This is a genomic window from Streptosporangium sp. NPDC023615 (genome assembly GCF_040640155.1).
Lineage (GTDB): Bacteria > Actinomycetota > Actinomycetes > Streptosporangiales > Streptosporangiaceae > Streptosporangium.
Genome location: NZ_JBFABE010000029.1, coordinates 73,488 through 89,743 on the forward strand (window position 1 = coordinate 73,488; position 16,256 = coordinate 89,743).

The 16,256-nt window shown below is 75.8% G+C and carries 15 protein-coding genes and 2 pseudogenes; 11 read left to right on the forward strand and 6 right to left on the reverse strand.

Annotation, left to right across the window (positions count from 1 at the left end; translation table 11 throughout):
* Nucleotides 1-20: 20 nt before the first annotated feature.
* A complete protein-coding gene (locus AB0G16_RS21150; RefSeq protein ID WP_362807279.1) occupies nt 21-440 on the reverse strand; it encodes a pyridoxamine 5'-phosphate oxidase family protein in 420 nt (139 codons plus the stop codon).
* A 162-nt stretch (nt 441-602) separates the two neighbouring features.
* Between AB0G16_RS21150 and AB0G16_RS21155 the strand changes: the two genes are divergently transcribed.
* The 3 genes from AB0G16_RS21155 to AB0G16_RS21165 are packed head-to-tail and all read left to right on the forward strand — an operon-like array spanning nt 603 to nt 3,580.
* The gene (locus tag AB0G16_RS21155; RefSeq protein WP_362807282.1) at nt 603-1,643 is read left to right on the forward strand and encodes an iron-containing redox enzyme family protein; all 1,041 of its coding nucleotides are present in this window, start codon (nt 603-605) and stop codon (nt 1,641-1,643) included.
* 56 nt (nt 1,644-1,699) lie between these two features.
* The gene (locus AB0G16_RS21160) at nt 1,700-2,728 is read left to right on the forward strand and encodes a glycosyltransferase family 2 protein (RefSeq protein ID WP_362807285.1); all 1,029 of its coding nucleotides are present in this window, start codon (nt 1,700-1,702) and stop codon (nt 2,726-2,728) included.
* Nucleotides 2,729-2,764: 36 nt separating this feature from the next.
* Complete coding sequence (locus AB0G16_RS21165) at nt 2,765-3,580, forward strand: NAD(P)-dependent oxidoreductase (protein ID WP_362807288.1); 816 nt, start codon at nt 2,765-2,767, stop codon at nt 3,578-3,580.
* Between the two features lie 40 nt (nt 3,581-3,620).
* Here AB0G16_RS21165 and AB0G16_RS21170 read toward each other — a convergent pair whose 3' ends face one another.
* Nucleotides 3,621-4,502 carry an amidohydrolase family protein gene (locus tag AB0G16_RS21170; protein ID WP_362807291.1) on the reverse strand — a complete coding sequence of 294 codons (882 nt, stop codon included), beginning with the start codon at nt 4,500-4,502 and terminating at the stop codon, nt 3,621-3,623.
* A gap of 88 nt (nt 4,503-4,590) precedes the next feature.
* Here AB0G16_RS21170 and AB0G16_RS21175 point away from each other — a divergent pair, with 88 nt between their 5' ends.
* Together AB0G16_RS21175 and AB0G16_RS21180 are read left to right on the forward strand one after the other, a co-directional pair.
* Nucleotides 4,591-5,517: a LysR family transcriptional regulator gene (locus tag AB0G16_RS21175; RefSeq protein ID WP_362807294.1), complete on the forward strand. Its 927-nt coding sequence runs from the start codon at nt 4,591-4,593 to the stop codon at nt 5,515-5,517.
* Between the two features lie 291 nt (nt 5,518-5,808).
* Nucleotides 5,809-6,876, forward strand: coding sequence for a methyltransferase domain-containing protein (locus tag AB0G16_RS21180; protein WP_362807297.1), 1,068 nt, complete (start codon nt 5,809-5,811; stop codon nt 6,874-6,876).
* A 43-nt stretch (nt 6,877-6,919) separates the two neighbouring features.
* Here AB0G16_RS21180 and AB0G16_RS21185 read toward each other — a convergent pair whose 3' ends face one another.
* On the reverse strand, nt 6,920-7,360 hold the full coding sequence (locus AB0G16_RS21185; protein WP_362807299.1) for a MarR family winged helix-turn-helix transcriptional regulator: 441 nt from the start codon (nt 7,358-7,360) through the stop codon (nt 6,920-6,922).
* Nucleotides 7,361-7,595: 235 nt separating this feature from the next.
* Between AB0G16_RS21185 and AB0G16_RS21190 the strand changes: the two genes are divergently transcribed.
* The 6 genes from AB0G16_RS21190 (at nt 7,596) to AB0G16_RS21215 (ending at nt 12,908) form a co-directional block, all read left to right on the forward strand.
* Nucleotides 7,596-8,150: an RNA polymerase sigma factor gene (locus AB0G16_RS21190; RefSeq protein WP_362807319.1), complete on the forward strand. Its 555-nt coding sequence runs from the start codon at nt 7,596-7,598 to the stop codon at nt 8,148-8,150.
* A complete protein-coding gene (locus AB0G16_RS21195) occupies nt 8,147-9,013 on the forward strand; it encodes a zf-HC2 domain-containing protein (protein ID WP_362807302.1) in 867 nt (288 codons plus the stop codon). The genes AB0G16_RS21190 and AB0G16_RS21195 overlap by 4 nt, the downstream gene beginning before the upstream one ends.
* Nucleotides 8,983-9,849, forward strand: coding sequence for an ABC transporter ATP-binding protein (locus AB0G16_RS21200; RefSeq protein ID WP_362807304.1), 867 nt, complete (start codon nt 8,983-8,985; stop codon nt 9,847-9,849). Before AB0G16_RS21195 ends, AB0G16_RS21200 begins: the two co-directional genes overlap by 31 nt.
* On the forward strand, nt 9,846-11,342 hold the full coding sequence (locus tag AB0G16_RS21205) for a hypothetical protein (protein ID WP_362807307.1): 1,497 nt from the start codon (nt 9,846-9,848) through the stop codon (nt 11,340-11,342). Before AB0G16_RS21200 ends, AB0G16_RS21205 begins: the two co-directional genes overlap by 4 nt.
* Nucleotides 11,333-11,977, forward strand: coding sequence for a hypothetical protein (locus tag AB0G16_RS21210; RefSeq protein WP_362807310.1), 645 nt, complete (start codon nt 11,333-11,335; stop codon nt 11,975-11,977). Before AB0G16_RS21205 ends, AB0G16_RS21210 begins: the two co-directional genes overlap by 10 nt.
* Nucleotides 11,978-12,152: 175 nt before the next feature.
* Nucleotides 12,153-12,908, forward strand: coding sequence for an MBL fold metallo-hydrolase (locus AB0G16_RS21215; protein ID WP_362807312.1), 756 nt, complete (start codon nt 12,153-12,155; stop codon nt 12,906-12,908).
* On the opposite strand, the pseudogene AB0G16_RS21220 reads toward AB0G16_RS21215, so the two are convergent.
* The 3 genes and pseudogenes from AB0G16_RS21220 to AB0G16_RS21230 all read right to left on the reverse strand — a co-directional run.
* Nucleotides 12,833-13,399, reverse strand: a pseudogene (locus tag AB0G16_RS21220) (GNAT family N-acetyltransferase); the annotation flags it as partial. The gene AB0G16_RS21215 and the pseudogene AB0G16_RS21220 sit on opposite strands and share 76 nt — an antisense overlap.
* A 41-nt stretch (nt 13,400-13,440) precedes the next feature.
* Nucleotides 13,441-15,411, reverse strand: coding sequence for an alpha/beta fold hydrolase (locus tag AB0G16_RS21225; protein ID WP_362807314.1), 1,971 nt, complete (start codon nt 15,409-15,411; stop codon nt 13,441-13,443).
* A gap of 500 nt (nt 15,412-15,911) precedes the next feature.
* Nucleotides 15,912-16,256, reverse strand: a pseudogene (locus tag AB0G16_RS21230) (hypothetical protein); the annotation flags it as partial.

Consider the following 16,256-nt stretch of genomic DNA (forward strand, 5'->3'; position numbering starts at 1 on the left):
CACGTCGGGCCACGTCGGCCCTACCCCACGTCCACCGAGGACAGGCGGCGGCCGGTGACGTGCTCGGTCCCCACCACGATGTAGTGGTCACGGCTGCCCGGTGCCCAGGTGTGCAGCGGGAGCCCGGCCAGGTAGGCGATCTCCTCCGGCTCGCGCACCGCCCGCGCGGGCCCGACCACCGTCACCGACCACCCGGTACGGCTCTCCGGGGCGAACTCGTCGGCCTCGAACGCCACGATCGCGTTCTGTGCCGCCGCGGCCAGCTTGGAACCGACAGCGGTACGGATCACCACCCGCTCGGCGTCCAGGACGAAGTTCACCGGTTGCACGGCGGGCAGGGCGCGATCGGTGAACACGATGCGCCCGATCGGGACCGACCCCAGAAGCGCCAGGCACTCCTGCCGGGAAAGGATCTGCAGACCTGCCGAGTCGAGCTTCATACCCTCCAGGCTGCCCGTTCGCCGCGGGGGGATGTTAGGGACCAAAGTCCCCTCCTTCGCGGCGATCTGCCCCGGTCGCCCCGCACCCGCCCTGAGCAGGCCTTCTCACCGTCCGCCCCCCGCGCAGGTTAGCCCCTGCGACGTGAGGGCACGAGGAGCCATATGGCACAGGTGTTCGACGAGTGGAAGTCCACGATGAAGCTGCCCACACCCCGCGGTCCCCTCACGACCCTCCTCTTCGAGGAGCTGGCGAACCCGCCGCACCGTTTCGACCCGCCCCCGTTCTCCCCCCGGGGGCCGGTGTTGTACGACGAGGACCTGCAACTGGCCCTGTTCACCTGTTACGAGTTGCACTACCGGGGGTTCGAGGGAGTGGACGACGAGTGGGAGTGGAACCCCTCGCTGCTCGCCCTGCGCCAGGATCTTGAGCGGGTGTTCGAGGAGGGCCTGCGCCGCGCCGTCCCCACCCCGCCCCCGCCTGCCGGAAAGCCCATGCGCCGCGCGCTCGCGGACCTGGTGGCGGCCACCGACGGCGGCCCCGGGCTCGCGGCCTTCCTGGCCAGGAAGGCCGACCTGGACCAGTTCCGCGAGTTCGTCACCCACCGCTCCATCTACCACCTCAAGGAGGCCGACCCCCACACCTGGGCCATCCCCCGCCTGCACGGCGCGGCCAAGGCGGCCCTCGTGGAGATCCAGACCGACGAGTACGGCGGCGGCCGCCTCGACCGCATGCACTCCGAGCTGTTCCGCGCCACCATGCGCGCCCTGGACCTGGACGACTCCTACGGCGCCTACCTGGAGCACGTCCCGGCCCTCACCCTGGCGATCGGCAACACCATGTCGCTGTTCGGCCTGCACCGCCGCCGCCGCGGAGCCCTGCTCGGCCACCTCGCCGCCTTCGAGATGACCTCCTCGCTGCCCAACCTCACCTACGCCCGCGGGCTGCGGAGGCTGGGCGGGGACGCCGCGGCCTGCCGCTTCTACGACGAGCACGTCCAGGCCGACGCCGCCCACGAGCAGATCGCCGCCCACGACATGTGCGGCGGGTTCGCCGCCACCGAACCCGGCCTCGCCCCGGACGTCCTGTACGGCGCGGCCTGCGGCCTGACCCTGGACCGTCTCTTCGCCGAGCACCTCATGGACAGCTGGCGGCACGGCACCACCTCGCTGCGCCGGGCCGAGCTGATGGCGGTGGTCCGATGAGGGGCAGGACCGACGGCGGTGGGCCGATGACGGGCCGAGCCGACGGCGAAGAGCAGGTGACAAACCGGCCTGACGGCGGTGAGCAGGTGACGAGCCGGGCGACCATGGACTACGTCCTGCCGTTGCGCTGGAACGACGAGGGCGACGGCGACCTGGACGAGCTCACCGCCTACCTGCGCGGGCTCGGCCGCCTCGTGAACGTCACCGTCGTCGACGGCTCCCCGTCCCCTCTGTTCGAACGGCACGCCGCCCGCTGGAGGGGCCTGGTGCGCCACGTCCCTCCCGACGCCGACCTGAGCTTCGCCAACGGCAAGGTCAACGGGGTGGTCACCGGCATGCGCCTGGCCCGCGCCGAGCACGTCGTCATCGCCGACGACGACGTCCGCTACGGCGAGGCCGAGCTCGCCAGGCTCGACGACCTGCTGCGCACCGCCGACCTGGTCCGCCCGCAGAACTACTTCGACCCGCTGCCCTGGCACGCCCGCTGGGACACCGCCCGCACCCTCCTCAACCGCGCCGTGGGCGCCGACTATCCCGGCACGTTCGGCATCCGGCGCTCGACCTTCGAGGCGATGGGCGGCTACGACGGCGACGTGCTGTTCGAGAACCTCGAACTCATCCGCACCGTCCGCGCCCACGGCGGGCACGAGGACCGCCCGCTGGACCTCTACGTCCGCCGCCTGCCCCCGGACGCGACCAGGTTCTGGTCCCAGCGGGTGCGCCAGGCCTACGACGATCTGGCGCAACCGGCCAGGATGGCGCTCTTCCTGGCCGTCGCCCCCCTGCTGGCCGCCGGCCTGCTGCGGCGCCGTCCCCGCCCGCTCCTCGCCGGTGCCGCGCTGACGATCGCGATGGCCGAGACCGGCCGCCGCAGGGCGGGCGGGCGGAGGGTCTTCCCGCCGGTCACCGTCTTGTTCGCCCCGGTCTGGGTGCTGGAACGCGCCACCTGCATCTGGCTGGCCCTCGCCTCCCGGGTCGTCCACGGCGGTGTCCGCTACGGCGGCAGCCGCCTGCGGACCCCCGCCCATCCCGTTCGTCACCTCAGGAGACGCCCGCCGTCGGATCGCGTCCGCGCGGGCCGGTGAGCGGAGGCGTCGGCGGCCGGTGACAGACTCGGGCGCATGACAATCGAAACGGTCGTTCTCACCGGTGCCGCCGGACGGGTCGGGTCCGCGCTGCGGGAGCCGCTGCGCGCCCGGCTGCGCCGGCTGGTCTCGGTCGATCGTGCGCCGCTGGTCCCCGGGGGGCCGGACGAGGAGGTCCGCCGGGCCGACCTGTCCTCCGTCGAGGAGGTGGCGTCGATCATCGAGGATGCCGGGGACGCCGGGGTTGTCGACGCGATCGTGCACCTCGCCGGCGTGCCGGACGAGGCTCCGCTCCCCGACCTGCTGGAGGGCAACGTCCTGGGCACCCATCACGTGCTGGAGGCCGCGCGGCTCACCGGCGTCGGGCGCGTGGTGCTGGCGAGCAGCAACCGGCTGACCGGCTTCCATCCGGCCGGGCGGACGGTCTCGGCGGACACGCCTCCCCGCCCGGACGGGCTGTACGGCGTCAGCAAGGTCGCCGTGGAGGCCCTCGGCCGCCTGTACGCCGACAAGTTCGGGCTCCAGGTGGTCTGCCTGCGCATCGGCAGCCTGGAGCCCGAACCCGCCGGCCCGCGGCACCTGGCCACCTGGCTGAGCCCCCGCGACTGCGCCGGCTTCTTCTGGGCCGCGCTGACCGCGCCGGACGTCACGTTCACCGCCGCGTACGCGGTCTCGGCCAACACCCGCCGGTTCTGGGAGCTGGACGACCGGCTCGGGTACCGCCCGCTCGACGACGCCGAGACGTACGCGGACCGGTTCCCCGGGACGGCGGGCCACCTGAGCGGCGACGACCCCCAGGGCGGTGACTTCGCCGCCGCCGACTACACCCTCCGGCACCTCCCCGGCCGGTGAGCGCCCGTCCAGGGCGTTTCCCGCGAGAGCGCCCCGTGGTTCACGGCGCGACGACCGGCGGCCCGGAGGGAGCACCCGCTGACGCGCGGGATGCCCCCTCGGGCAAGCGGAACACGCGGCGCGCGGTGCCGGCGAGGAAGTCGGCGCGGGCCGCGTCGGTGAGCGGCAGGGACGCCACCTGGGCGAGCGCCTCGGCGTGCGCGAGCTGCGGCCAGTTCGTCCCGAACATCACCTTGCCCCGGCCGTAGGTGTTCATGAAGTGGACGAGCCGGTCGGGGTAGTAGCGGGGCAGGTGCGCCGAGGTGTCGATGTACACGTTGTCGTGCTTCCAGGCGACGCCGATCATCTCGTCCGTCCAGGGGTGCCCGATGTGACCGGCCACGATCGTCAGCTCGGGGAAGTCCAGCGCGACCCGGTCCAGGTAGGGAACGGGACGGCCGGGCTCGGACGGCATGAGCGGCCCGGTGTGTCCCACCTGGGTGCAGAACGGCAGGCCGAGGTCCACGCAGGCGGCGTACAGCGGGTAGTAGAGCCGGTGGTCCGGCGGGAGGTCCCAGAGCCAGGGCACGACGCGCAGGCCCACGAACCCCAGCTCCTCCACGGCCCGGCGCAGCTCGCGCACGGCCGCGACGGGCCGCGACAGGTCCACCGAGGCGATGCCGGCGAACCGTTCCGGATGGGCCCGGGTGAACACGGCCACGTCGTCGTTGCCGATCACCCAGCCCCCGGGACGGTGCCAGGCCGACAGCAGCAGCACGTCGACCCCGGCCTCGTCCATCAGGGCGACCAGTTCGTCCGGCCCGAGCGGGGCGCGGAGCAGCGCCGCGCTGCCGGACCTCTCGAACAGGCGGGTGATCTCGGGGACGGCGAGGCGGCCGGGGCGCTCGCTCGGGACGGGCTGCGCCCAGACATCGATGACCATGCCCCCACGCTTTCGCGGCGGCCGCCGCCGGAACAAGGACGAAGTCCTGAACCGCCGATGAGCGAGGCTTATCGGTATACCTGAGGGCATGGACTTCAGGGAGATCGAGGCGTTCCTCACCCTGGCGCGCACCCTGCACTTCGGCCGCGCGGCCGAGGAGATGCGGCTGTCCCAGGCACGCGTCAGCCAGCTCATCCGCGCCCTGGAGAGACGGGTGGGGGCTCCCCTGTTCGAGCGCACCAGCCGCCGCGTCGTCCTGACCGGCCTGGGCGAGCGGCTGCTCGGCACGGCGGGGCCGTCGTTCCACGCGCTGGGGCGGGCACTGGAGGACGCCAGGGCCCACGCCAGGGGCCTGTCGGGCGAGCTGCGCGTCGGTCACCTGCCGAACCTGGCGGGCGCGCCACTCACCGAGATCGCCGACGCCTTCCGCCTCGCCCACCCCGGCTGTGCCGTGCACCTGGTCCAGGTGACCATGGACGGCCTGCGCGAGGCCTGGGACGGCGGCGTCGACATGCTGGCCACGTTCCTGCCCGTCGAGGACCCGGAGGTGACCGTCGGCCCCGGGCTGGGCTCCCACGACCGCGTCCTGGCGATCGCCGAGGATCATCCGCTGGCGGCGGCGGGCCGGGTGACGCTGGAACAGCTCGGCGACCTCGCGGTCCCGGCGATGCCCGGCACGATCCCGCCGCGCCTGCGCGAGTCGTACTGGCCGCGCCGGACACCCGCCGGGCGCCCGATCCGCCGGGTCCGGGTGGAGGGCACCTACCGGGAGACCCTTCACCTGGTCGCGCGCGGCGAGCTCGTCGTCCCGGTGGACACCGGCACGACCCGTTTCCGCCGCTATCCCGGCGTCACCTTCGTCCCGATCGTGGACATGCCGCCGGCGAGGGCCGTCCTCACCTGGCGGACGGCCCGTACCGGCCCGCTGGTCGAGGCGTTCGCCGCCGCGGCCTCGGCCCGCCGCGACGAGGCCCCTGTCCCGGCGACCCCCCGCCCCGCGTCTCCCCCCCTGTGACCTCCTCCCCCGCCCTCCCGCCCCCGCCCGGCGCCCCTGCCGGTCGTGCCCCTCCCCGGCGCCGTGGAAGCCCGGTTGCCGGTACGGTCCCGGCCGATTATGATCTCCGCCATGACGTTCGCGTTCTTCTTCACCCTGCGTTAGGCCCCCACCGGCGAGACGAGGCCGTCCCGTCGCCGGTGACGCGAGGCTGCGCAGCGCCGCCTCGGGCCGACGTGGGAGAAGAACGATCATCATGCGCGAACGCGCACGTTTCCTCACCGCTCCGCGTCCCAGCGTCCCCGCCGTCCCATGACGGCGGCGCGCCTGGTGGCGCGGTGCGTCCGTGGTCTGGAGCAGGCGGTCGCCGCCGAGATCCTCCAGTCCGAGCTCTCGACGGTCACCCGTCTGGGACACCGCGAAGTCCACTTCCACACCCTCCGGGCCGGGCCGTGGGCCGTCGGGCCCGCCACCGCCGACGACGTGTTCCTCCTCGCCGCGCGGGGTCCCGACATCGGTCCCGGCAGGGAAGGGCTCCCCGGCCTGGCCGAGCTCGCCGGCGAGGCCGATCTCGACGACCTGCTGCGGTCACGGCGCCGGTACGGCGGCGCCGGCGCGGTGACCGGCGTCGAGGTCTCGGCGTCGTTCCTGGGCGGGCGGAACTTCAACCGCCACGACGCCGAGGACGCGGTCGGCCGGGTCCTGGCACACCGGCTGGGGGTGGGGTACCACTCGCGCCGGACCGGGCTCGCGCCGCCCGGCGGCCACACCGGGTGGCGGCTCACCCTGGACGGCACGCGGGCCACCCTCATGCTGAGGATCACCGACCGGCCCCTGCACCGGCGCGCGTACAAGCGGCGTTCCCTGGCGGGGACCCTGCATCCGCCGGTGGCCGCCGCCATGGCGCGGATGGCCGACCTGCGGCCGGGCCTGACGGTCCTCGACCCGTGCTGCGGCGCCGGGACCCTGCTGATCGAGGCCGCCTCGCACCAGCCGGAGGCGCTTCTGCGCGGCTTCGACCTGTCCCCGGACGCGGTGCGGGCGACGCGGGAGAACGCGGGCGCGCTGCCGGTGACCGTCGGGCGGGCCGACGCCGGACGCCTGCCGCTGCCGGACGGCGGGGCCGACCGGGTGCTGTGCAACCCGCCCTGGGGCGGGCAGGTCACGGCGGGCGGGCTGCTCGCCTCCTCCCCGGAGCGCTGGTGGGCCGAGCTGCGGCGCGTCCTGGCCCCCGGCGGGACGGCCGTGCTCCTGCTGCCCGGCGCCGCCGACATCGCCGCCGGCATCCGGTGGGGGCTCGTCCCGGCGCACGTGCAGCGGGTCCGGGTCTCCGGCGCGCAGCCGTTCATCGCGCGTTTCACCGCGCCCGGACGCCCGTGACACCGCTCCGCGGCTCCCGCGCGCCCGGACGCGACCGGCGGGCTCACCCGTACCCCGCCTCGCGATGACGCGCTCCCAGCTCCGCCACGAATGCGGTGAGCAGGCGGGCGAACTCCCGCCGGTCGCGCTCGGGCCGGCCGCGCATCGCCGTGCCGAACACCTCGCGGCGGAGACGATGGACCCGCTCGGCGTGCTCGGTGCCGAGCGCGGTCAGCTCCAGCGTGCTGCGACGGCCGTCGGCCGGGTCGGCCACCCCCCTGACCAGTCCCGCGTCGACCGCTCTGGCCACCAGGCGGCTGGCGCGGGGCTGATCGACGCCCAGGCGGTCGGACACCGAGGTGACCGTCACGCCGCCCTCCCTCTCCTCCACCGCGTCGATCACCCCGAACAGGACGGGGTCGAGGGAAGCGGGTGTTCGGGGACCGGCCTCGGCCCCGGCCGGCGTCCGGGCGCACGAGGAGGTGCGGACCCTGGTGGACGCCACCCGGGCCCGCGCCACCGAGGGGGTCGGCGCCGGGGAGCACCTGACCGCGGTCGACGTCCTGACGCGGATGCCGGCCGGCCTGGAGTCCCGCTGACGCCCCCGGGCCCGGCGCCACCCGGCGGGCCCGGACGCCTGTTCTCCGGGATGAATCCCCGGATCGGGGGAACCGGGCGGGACCGATCCTGCGATAGACCGGAATGTGCGATCTTTTCTCCCGCGTCGCGACCGTCCGCCGATCGGACCGCTCAGTGACGACGCCGAACTGCTCGCGGCCGTCGCCGCCGGGCGGACGGAGGCGCTGAGGATGCTGCACCAGCGGCACGCCCCCTGGTTGCGGGCACGCCTGGCCCGTCGCTGCGCCGACCCCGACCTCGTCGACGACGCGATCCAGGACACCTTCGTCGCCGTCTGGCGTGACGCGCGCCGGTACCGCTCGACGGAGGGCCAGGCGGCGGCGTGGATCTGGACCATCGCCGTCCGCAGGCTCATCTCCGCGCTGCGACGGCCCGGTGCGGGCCGCGACGGCGTGCCGCTGGCGGAGGAGCACTGGCCCCACGTCCCCTCCGCGGTCACCCAGTCGGCCGAGGACGCCGTCCTGGTCGGGGTCGAGCACGGCGACCTGGGCGGCGCCCTGGCCCGGCTCTCCCCCGACCTTCGCGCCGCGATCCAGGCCACCGTGCTCGACGGCCTCACCGTGCGGGAGGCCGCCTGCCTGCTCGGCGTTCCGGAAGGCACCGTCAAGACCCGCGTCATGCGGGCCAAGGCCCGGCTCAGGGGGTATCTCGCGTGAACACGCAGTGGCATCTGCCCGGCGAGCTGATCGAGCGCTACACCACGGGCCACCTGGAACCGGTTCAGGTCATGTCCGTGGAATCCCACCTGATGGGGTGCGCGCGCTGCCGCGAGGCGGTGCCGTACGAGCGGGAATGGCTCGCGGACGGCTGGGAGAGGATCGAGGAGGTCGTGGACCGGCCGCGGCCGAGGGTGGTCGCGCGCGTCCTGCGGCGGTGCGGCGTCCCCGAGCACGTCGCCGTCTTCCTGGCGGCGACCCCGGCCCTGGCGCGGGGGTGGCTGGTCGCCGTGACCGCGACGGTGGTCTGCGCCGTGGCCGTGGCCCACCTCGTCGACTCCGCCGGCGCGGCTCGGACGGTTCACCCGCTGCTGTTCTTCCTCGCGGTCGCCCCCGTGCTCCCCCTGGCCGGGATCGCGCTGGCCTACGGGCCGCACGTCGACCCCGTCCACGAGACGCAGGCCGCCACGCCCATGGCGGGTTCCCGGTCGCTGCTGCTGCGCGCCCTCGCGGTGCTGGTGTGCGCGATCGCCCTGACCGGGCTCGCCACGCCGTTGCTGCCGGGCCCGCCGGGTCTGGCCGCCGCCTGGCTGCTGCCGTCCCTCGCCCTGACCGCCACCACTCTCGCCCTGGCGACCCGCGTCGCCCCGCCGGTCTCGGCGGCCGTGCTCGTCGCGGCCTGGTTCGGCGCGGTGGCGGCCGGCGGGGAGCTGACCGGCGACCGGCTGGCGCTGTTCTCCCCCGCGGCGCAGATCCTCTACGGGGCGGCGACCGTGCTCCTGATCCCCCTCGTCTACCTGCGGCGTGCCCGCTTCGACCCTGGAGAGCCCCGGTGGAACCGACCGTCAGCGTCTCGGAACTGACCAAGCGATTCGGCCGCAGGACGGTGCTCGACGGCCCGACGCTGCGATTCGGGCCCGGCGTGACCGGACTGCTGGGCCCCAACGGCGCGGGCAAGACCACGCTCCTGCGGATCCTGGCGACCACGCTCGCCCCCGACGGCGGCCGGGTGCGTGCCCTGGGCCTGGACCCCGCCGACCGCGCGCAGCGCACCGAGCTGCGCCGCCGTCTCGGCTACCTCCCTCAGGACCCCGGCTTCTACCCGCACTTCACCGTCTTCGAGCTGACCGAGTACGTCGCGATCCTCAAGGAGCTGAACGACCGGCGCGAGCGCCACCGGGAGGTGCGCCGGGTGCTGGCGGAGGTCGACCTGACCGACCGCGCGCGGACGAGGGTCCGCGGGCTGTCCGGCGGGATGAGGCAGCGGCTGGCCCTGGCCCAGGCGCTGCTCGGCGATCCGGGCCTGCTCGTCCTGGACGAGCCCACGGTCGGCCTGGACCCCGAGCAGCGGATGCGGTTCCGCGCGCTGGTGTCGCGGCTCGGCGAGAGCCGTACCGTGCTGCTGTCCACCCACCAGACCGAGGACGTCGCGGCCCTGTGCGAGCGGGTGGTCGTGATGAGGGGCGGCCGGGCCGTCTTCGAGGGCACCCCGGCGGGCCTGGCCGCCACCGCCGCCGGGCGGGTCTGGTCCTCCGACCGTTCGCCGGCCGCCTCGGAGGTGTTCTGGCGGACCGCCGACGGCCGTTACCGGACCCTGGGCGCCCGGCCGCCGGGAGCCGTCCCGGCCGAGCCCGGTGTCGAGGACGGTTACCTGCTGCTGCTCGGCGGGGGCAGCGGGGACACCGGGGCCGCCGCGTGAACCGGGCGCTGGTGCTCTTCGAGGCCCGGCGCCTGTTGCGCCACCCGGTCCCGTGGGCGGCGGCGGCGCTGGCGCTGGCCGTGGTGGCCGTCCGGAACGCCGCCTGGCTGCCGGACCTGACGATGACGGCGATCGACACGGTCGCCGGTTCGTCGCTCGTCGCCGCGGCCATGCTGGTCGTCGCCCACCTCGCCGCGAGCCGGGACCGCCGGCACGGCCTGCCCGAGAGGCTGGCCGCGATGCCCGCGCGCGAGGTGGCGCGCACCCGGGCGGTGGTCCTGGCGGCCCCGGCCGTCGGGGGCCTGGTCGCGACCGTGATGATCTTCCCGTACCTGCTGGTCGTGTCGGCGTCCGACACGGCGGCGGGGCGGCTCGACCCGTACGAGGCGTTCGGCGGGGTCGCGCTGGCGATGCTCGCGGCGTCGGCCGGTGCGGCGCTCGGCCGCTGGACGCCCTGGCCGGTCGCCCCACCGGTCGCGATCTTCCTGGTGGCGTTCGCCCTTCTGGGCGACCCGCGGGGCGAGTACGGGGGGTGGTTCCTGCCGGTGGTCCCCGCCCACGACGTGAGCTGGGGGGACAGGCCCACCGGGTGGCACCTGGTCTACCTGCTCGCGGCGGCGGTGTTCTGTGCCGCCGTGGCCCTGCTGCGGCACGGACCGCGTCCCGCCCGCACCGTGGTGGCGCTGGCCGCCCTGCTCGTCGCGGTCCCGGCGGGAGCCTCGGCGACGGCCTCGGCCCCGGCGCCGGGGACGGCGTCGCGCGCCGCCCCGGGCCCGGCGGGCCCGGCGGGCCCGGCGGACCAAGGGGGCCAAGGAGGCCAAGGAGGCCAGGTGTGCGAGCGGCACGACGGCGTCTCCTACTGCGCCTACCCCGCCTACCGGCCGTGGATCGGCGCGTGGGCGCGGGCGGTGCGGCCGATCGTGTCGGCGGTGCCGCGACGGGCGCTGGAGCGGATCCCGGTCATCCGGCAGGGACCGGCCCACTCCTCCGCCCTCGACGGCCCGAACACGCCGCGGACCTGGACGGTCTGGTCCACCGACCCCGGTCAGCACGGCACGGTGCTGGCCGGAAGGGTGGCCGCCGCGGTCACCGGCCTGGACGCCACCGGCCCCGAAGGCCGGTGCGGCGGCCTCGGCCGGGCCCGTACCGTGGTGGCGCTCTGGCTCGCCGGGCGCGCCGGGCCGCTGCTGGAGGCCCCCGGCCCGGACGACTGGCGCGGGGTGCCGTCCGGGGGGCCCGCGCCCGCGTGGCAGCTCCGGGTGAGGATGGGCGACGACGGCCGCGAGCTCTGGTTCCCCGGCCAGCTCGGCGTGCGCTACGGCGCGGCCGAGGTCGGTTACGCCCGCCGCCTGCTGGGACGGCCCGACGCGGACCGGCGGGTACGGGCCGGTTGGGACGTGCTCACCGCCCCCGGGACGACGATCGAGCAGGCGTTGCCGCTGCTGGGCCTGCGACCCGAGTTCCCCTCCGGGAAGGACGTCCCGTGCCCGTGACCCGCTCCGCGCCCGGCCCGTTGCCGCCGGCGCCCGCGCTGCTGCTCCCGCTGGCGCGGGCGATCGACTGGCCGCCCCTGGCGGTGGCGGTCCCGCTCGCCGCCGCTCTCGCAGCCGTGGTCCGGCCCGGCGAGCCGGTCGATCCGAGCCTCGGGCTGCTCGTCCTGCGGACGGCCGCGCTGCTGCTCGGCGCGGCGGCCGCCTTCGCCCTGGTGGACGCCATGGGTACCGGAACCGCGGCCACCCCGGTGCCCCGCTGGGTCCGCCAGTGGGCACGGACCGTCATGGCCGGCGCGGTCGCCGCCGCGGGCTGGGGGGTGACGTACGCGATCGTCGCCGCGCGGCTCGCCCCCGGCGACGCGCTCCCCCTGGCCGGCACCGCCGTCGAGGCGGCGGGGTGCGTGCTGGCGGCCCTGGCCGGGGCGGCGCTCGCGGTACGGCACCACCCGGGCAGGCAGGCCGCGCTCGCGGGCGTGCTCGTGCAGCTCGTGCTCGTCGTCGCGGCGCGGCCGGTGGGGGACGCGGCCTGGCCGGAGCCCGGGGCCCCGCACTGGGACGCGGCCCACGTCTGGTGGGCGGCGGCGCTGCCGCTTTTCGTGCTGGTGCTCCTGCTGGCCCATCGCGACGTGCGGTGAGCCCGGCGCCGTACGCGAGCCCGCCGGGTCCGCCGGGGTCGTCAGGCCCGCCCGGGTCGTCAGACCCGCGGGGTCGTCAGGCCCGCCGGCTCCGCTGGATCCGTCGCGTTCGCCGGGGTCGCGGGCCCGACCTCCGGCTCCCCGCCTCCGGGGGCGGGTGTTCTACGCTCTCCGGATGACCGACGATTTCCGCCTCACCGTCCTGGGGTCGGCGACGCCCTATCCCGGCGTGGACAACCCGTGCTCGGGGTACCTGGTGTCCTGCGGCGGCACCCGGGTGTGGATGGACGCGGGAAGCGGCACCCTGGCCCGGCTCCGGCGGCACGTCCGCCTGGACGAGCTGGACGCGATCTGGATCTCGCACATGCACGCCGACCACAGCGCCGACCTGCTCACCGCCTACTACGGCGCCCTCTACGCCGACGTGCGGCTCACCGCGCCGATCCCCCTGTACGGCCCGCCGGGCATCGCCGACCGGCTGGCGCACTTCCTCACCAACGGCCCGGCCCGCAGCCCGATCGAGTCGGCCTTCGCCGTCCGGGAACTGCACGACGGGCACCGGGTACGGGTGGGCCCGCTCACGCTGACCAGCCGGGAGGTGGCGCACGGCATGCCGGCCTTCGCCGTGCGCGTCGAGGCGGGGGGTGCCTCCCTGGTCTACTCCGGGGACACGGCCCTGTTCGCGGCCCTGGTGCGGGGTCATGTCCCCGCGACCGCGCTGCGCCGTTCCAGCAGGATCACGTCCCGCCAGACCCCGTGGTGGCGGCCGACGCGCTCACGGACGCCGACCACGCGGAATCCGAGCGCCAGGTGCAGGGAGAGGCTGGGCGCGTTCTCGGGGAAGATCCCGCCCTGGATCGTCCAGATGCCCGCCTCCTCGCTCGCGGCGATGAACGCGGCCAGCAGCGCGCGGCCGACACCGCGGCCCTGAAGACCCTGGCGGACGTAGAGGCTGTGCTCGACCACGCCCGCGTAGACCGGGCGCGCCGACACCCGCGAGGCGGCCACCCAGCCGGCGACCTCCCCGGGGGCGGGGCCGGCGCCGGTCCCGCCACGGGTGCCGGTCCCGGTGGGGGCGTCCGTCCCGGTACGGGCGCCGGTGACGACGGCGACGTAGCGCGGGTGGGCCAGCTTCCCGGAGACGAAGCTCTCCCAGCTCGGGGCGGTCGTCTCGAAGCTGGCCCGCCCCCCGTCGAGACCGGCCTGGTAGATCGCGAGCACCGCGCCGGCGTCGTCGTCGCGCATCGGCCGGATCTCCAGGCCGGGCGGGGAGACGGGCCTGACGGGCGCCTTCGCGTCACGGCCCGCGGCTCCCCGCGCGTCCGGCGGACGACCCCGCCCCGGGCCGGATTCGGGCCCCGGGGCGGATTCGGGCCCCGGGGCGGATTCGGGCCCCGGGGCGGACTCGGTGTCGGCGTTCATCGCTGACCGACGATAGGCGATCGGCCTCCCGCCGACAACGGTCACACGAGGTACAGGCACCACCAGGCAAGGAATCCCGCGTACACCGATCCCGCGAGCAGGTGAGCGCCCCGGCGCCCCCACGCTCCCCGCGCGCCCGCTCCCCCCGACGCCGCTCCCCCCGGACCCGCCGCTCCCCTGGAGGCCGCTCCCCCCGGACCCGCCGCCCCGGCGGCCACTCCCCCGGCGCCCCCTCCTCCGGGGCCCGCCTCGCGAACGGCCGCTCCCCGGCCGGCCGGACGCCGGTCGGCGGCCAGGGCGGCCACGACGGTGGCGGCGAGGGCGAGCCCGGCCAGCAGGCCGTACCACGGCACGGCGGCGGGGACGCCGACCGCCGCCACGATCTCGTTCTCCGCGATCATCCCGTACAGCGCGCCGGCCGTCAGGCCGACGAAGGCCAGGCCGGACGCCCCCGCGATCAGCGAGAACAGGCGGCGGCGCGGACGCCGCAGGGCCACGCCGAGCTGGACCAGCGCGGTGACCACGAGCGGGACGACCGGCAGCGGCGTCCACTGTTCGCGCTGGGCCCGGTAGAGCGCGGGGGTCAGGTGGAGCTCTCCCGGGCGCAGGATCCGGTAGACGGCCTTCGCCGGGTCGCAGGGTGGCCCGGCCGCCGGGTCGGAGACGAAGGCCGCGATGGTCTGCCTGCCGCACCGGCTCGACACGAAGACCGCGTGCCCGACCCCGGCGAACTCGACGAACCGGGCGCCGGGCAGCGCCGCGGCGGCGGGTCCGGCCGTACGGGTGGGTGTGGTCGGATCGTACCGACCGCCGACCACCAGGACCGGCGCCCGCGTGGTGACGCCGGGAACGGGGGCGCGCGGCAGCTTCCACTCCCGGCACACCGCGCGGTCGTGAACCGCGGTGAACAGCCGGGGCCTCACCGGCGGGAAGGTGTTGTACGGCACCTCGTCCTGGCACTGGACCGCGTGGTAGAGGCCGTACTCGTGGGTGGCCAGGCCGGGGCCGGCCTCGTCGGCCAGCGGTTGCAGCACCTCGTGCCGGCCCTCGGCCAGGGCGTCGACGAGGGTCGGCACGATCGGCAGGACCTCGACCGAGTGCATGGCCTCGCCGAGCATCGTGGCCACGTCGTCGCCGGTGAGCCGCAGGGTGAGCGGCCCGCCCGTCAGCGGGTCGCGGACGGTGACGACGGCCGGTGTCGTGTTCAGCCGGGCGACCATCGCCGCGAACCGTGCCGGAAGACCGGGCAGGCCCTGCCCGGCCAGCTTCGCGATCGTGTCGCCCAGGTCGCGGGCCGCCTCGTCGTACCAGTCGACCGAGGCCGGGAGGAAGGAGTCGAGCACCACCGAACGGGTGCCGTCGGGATCGGCCGCGGCGGCCGCCAGCATCGACCGGGTGGAGTAGCTCACCCCGAACAGGTTCCAGCGCGGGTATCCCAGGGCGCGCCGCAGATCCACCACGTCGGCGGCGATCTCCTCGGTCCGGTACCCCCTCAGGTCCACGCCGAGCCGGTCACGGCACGCCGCCGCGCCCGCGGCGATCACGGCCGTCTCCGACTCCGCCCGCCCCGGGGTGGCGAGCGTGTCCAGCATCGCCCGGACCGTCTCCGGGCAGCCGAGCGAAGGGCTGGACCACCTGCTGCCGCGCTGTTCCAGCACGACCACGTCGTGGTCCCGGAACATCTCGACCATGAGGCCGGTGAGCGGGATCGAGGCCGAGGCCGGGCCGCCGCCGGTGAAGACGACCGGGTCCGGCCTGCGGCCGGGGGCGGTCGAACGGTGGACGGCGAAGCCCACCCTGGTGCTCCGCCCGCCCGGCAGGTCGCGCCGCTCGGGCACCACGAGGTATCCGCACCGGGTGCCTTCGGGGACCCGCACGGGACAGGGACGGTCCTCCAGGACGGGGGCGCTCCGCGCGGCGGCCGCGGGCGCCGGCGCGCCGAACGCCAGCGTGCCGGCGGCGGCGAGTACGGCGAGGCAGGCGCCCAGGTTCTTCGGTGACGGCAGGGACATGGCGGGGGGTTCCTCGTCGGTTCAGGGCGCCGTCCAGGGCGGTCGCCGCCAGGCGTTCGGTGCAGGCGCGGTCCACCGGGACCCCGGTGATCGGAACCCGGTGGTGGAGGGCTCCGGCGAGCCGGTCGAGGAGCGGCGCGGTGGCCGCCCGCAGGACGCGTTCGCCGACGCCGGTGTCCCGGGGCCGGCGGCGCCGGTCCTCGGTCACACTCCTCCTTTCCGCTACAGAGGTAGCGAAATTGAGGATACGCGGGGACCGGCTATTACGCTACTCGTGTTTTGTAATTCCGCCGGCGGTACCGCCACCCCCGGACCGGCGGCGAGGCGCCGCGCCCCGGCCTTCTCCTCCGGCGATCGGGACCGGGGGCGGACGCCGAAAGGCCCACCTGCCGCGTGGCGCGGAGGTGGGCCTTTTCGTCGTCACCGGACGGATCCCGGGTCGGCCGCCGGGGGTCCGTGGGGTTTTCCGGGGGTCCGCCCGCCCTTCCGGGTGGTGCGGGTCAGCGCAGGACGGGGTGGCGGCGTGCCAGGGGGGTGGTGGCCCACCAGGCGCCCAGGCCCCAGGTGCGGCCCGCGTCGCTCAGGGCCAGCCCGGCCAGGACGGCGGCGTAGATGAGGTGGTCGTCGAGGAAGGGGTTGGTCTCCAGCGGCAGCGCCGCGGCCCACATCAGGACCATCATCAGCCCGCCGGCGACGGCGGCGACGCGCAGGCCGACACCGAGCAACAGGGCGGTGCCCACGCCCAGCAGGCCGAGCATGAACAACCAGTCCACCCAGCCCTGCCCGGCCAGCGCGCCGAACACCCCGCCGAGCGCGTTCTCGCCGGTGCCCTTGAGGAAACCGGT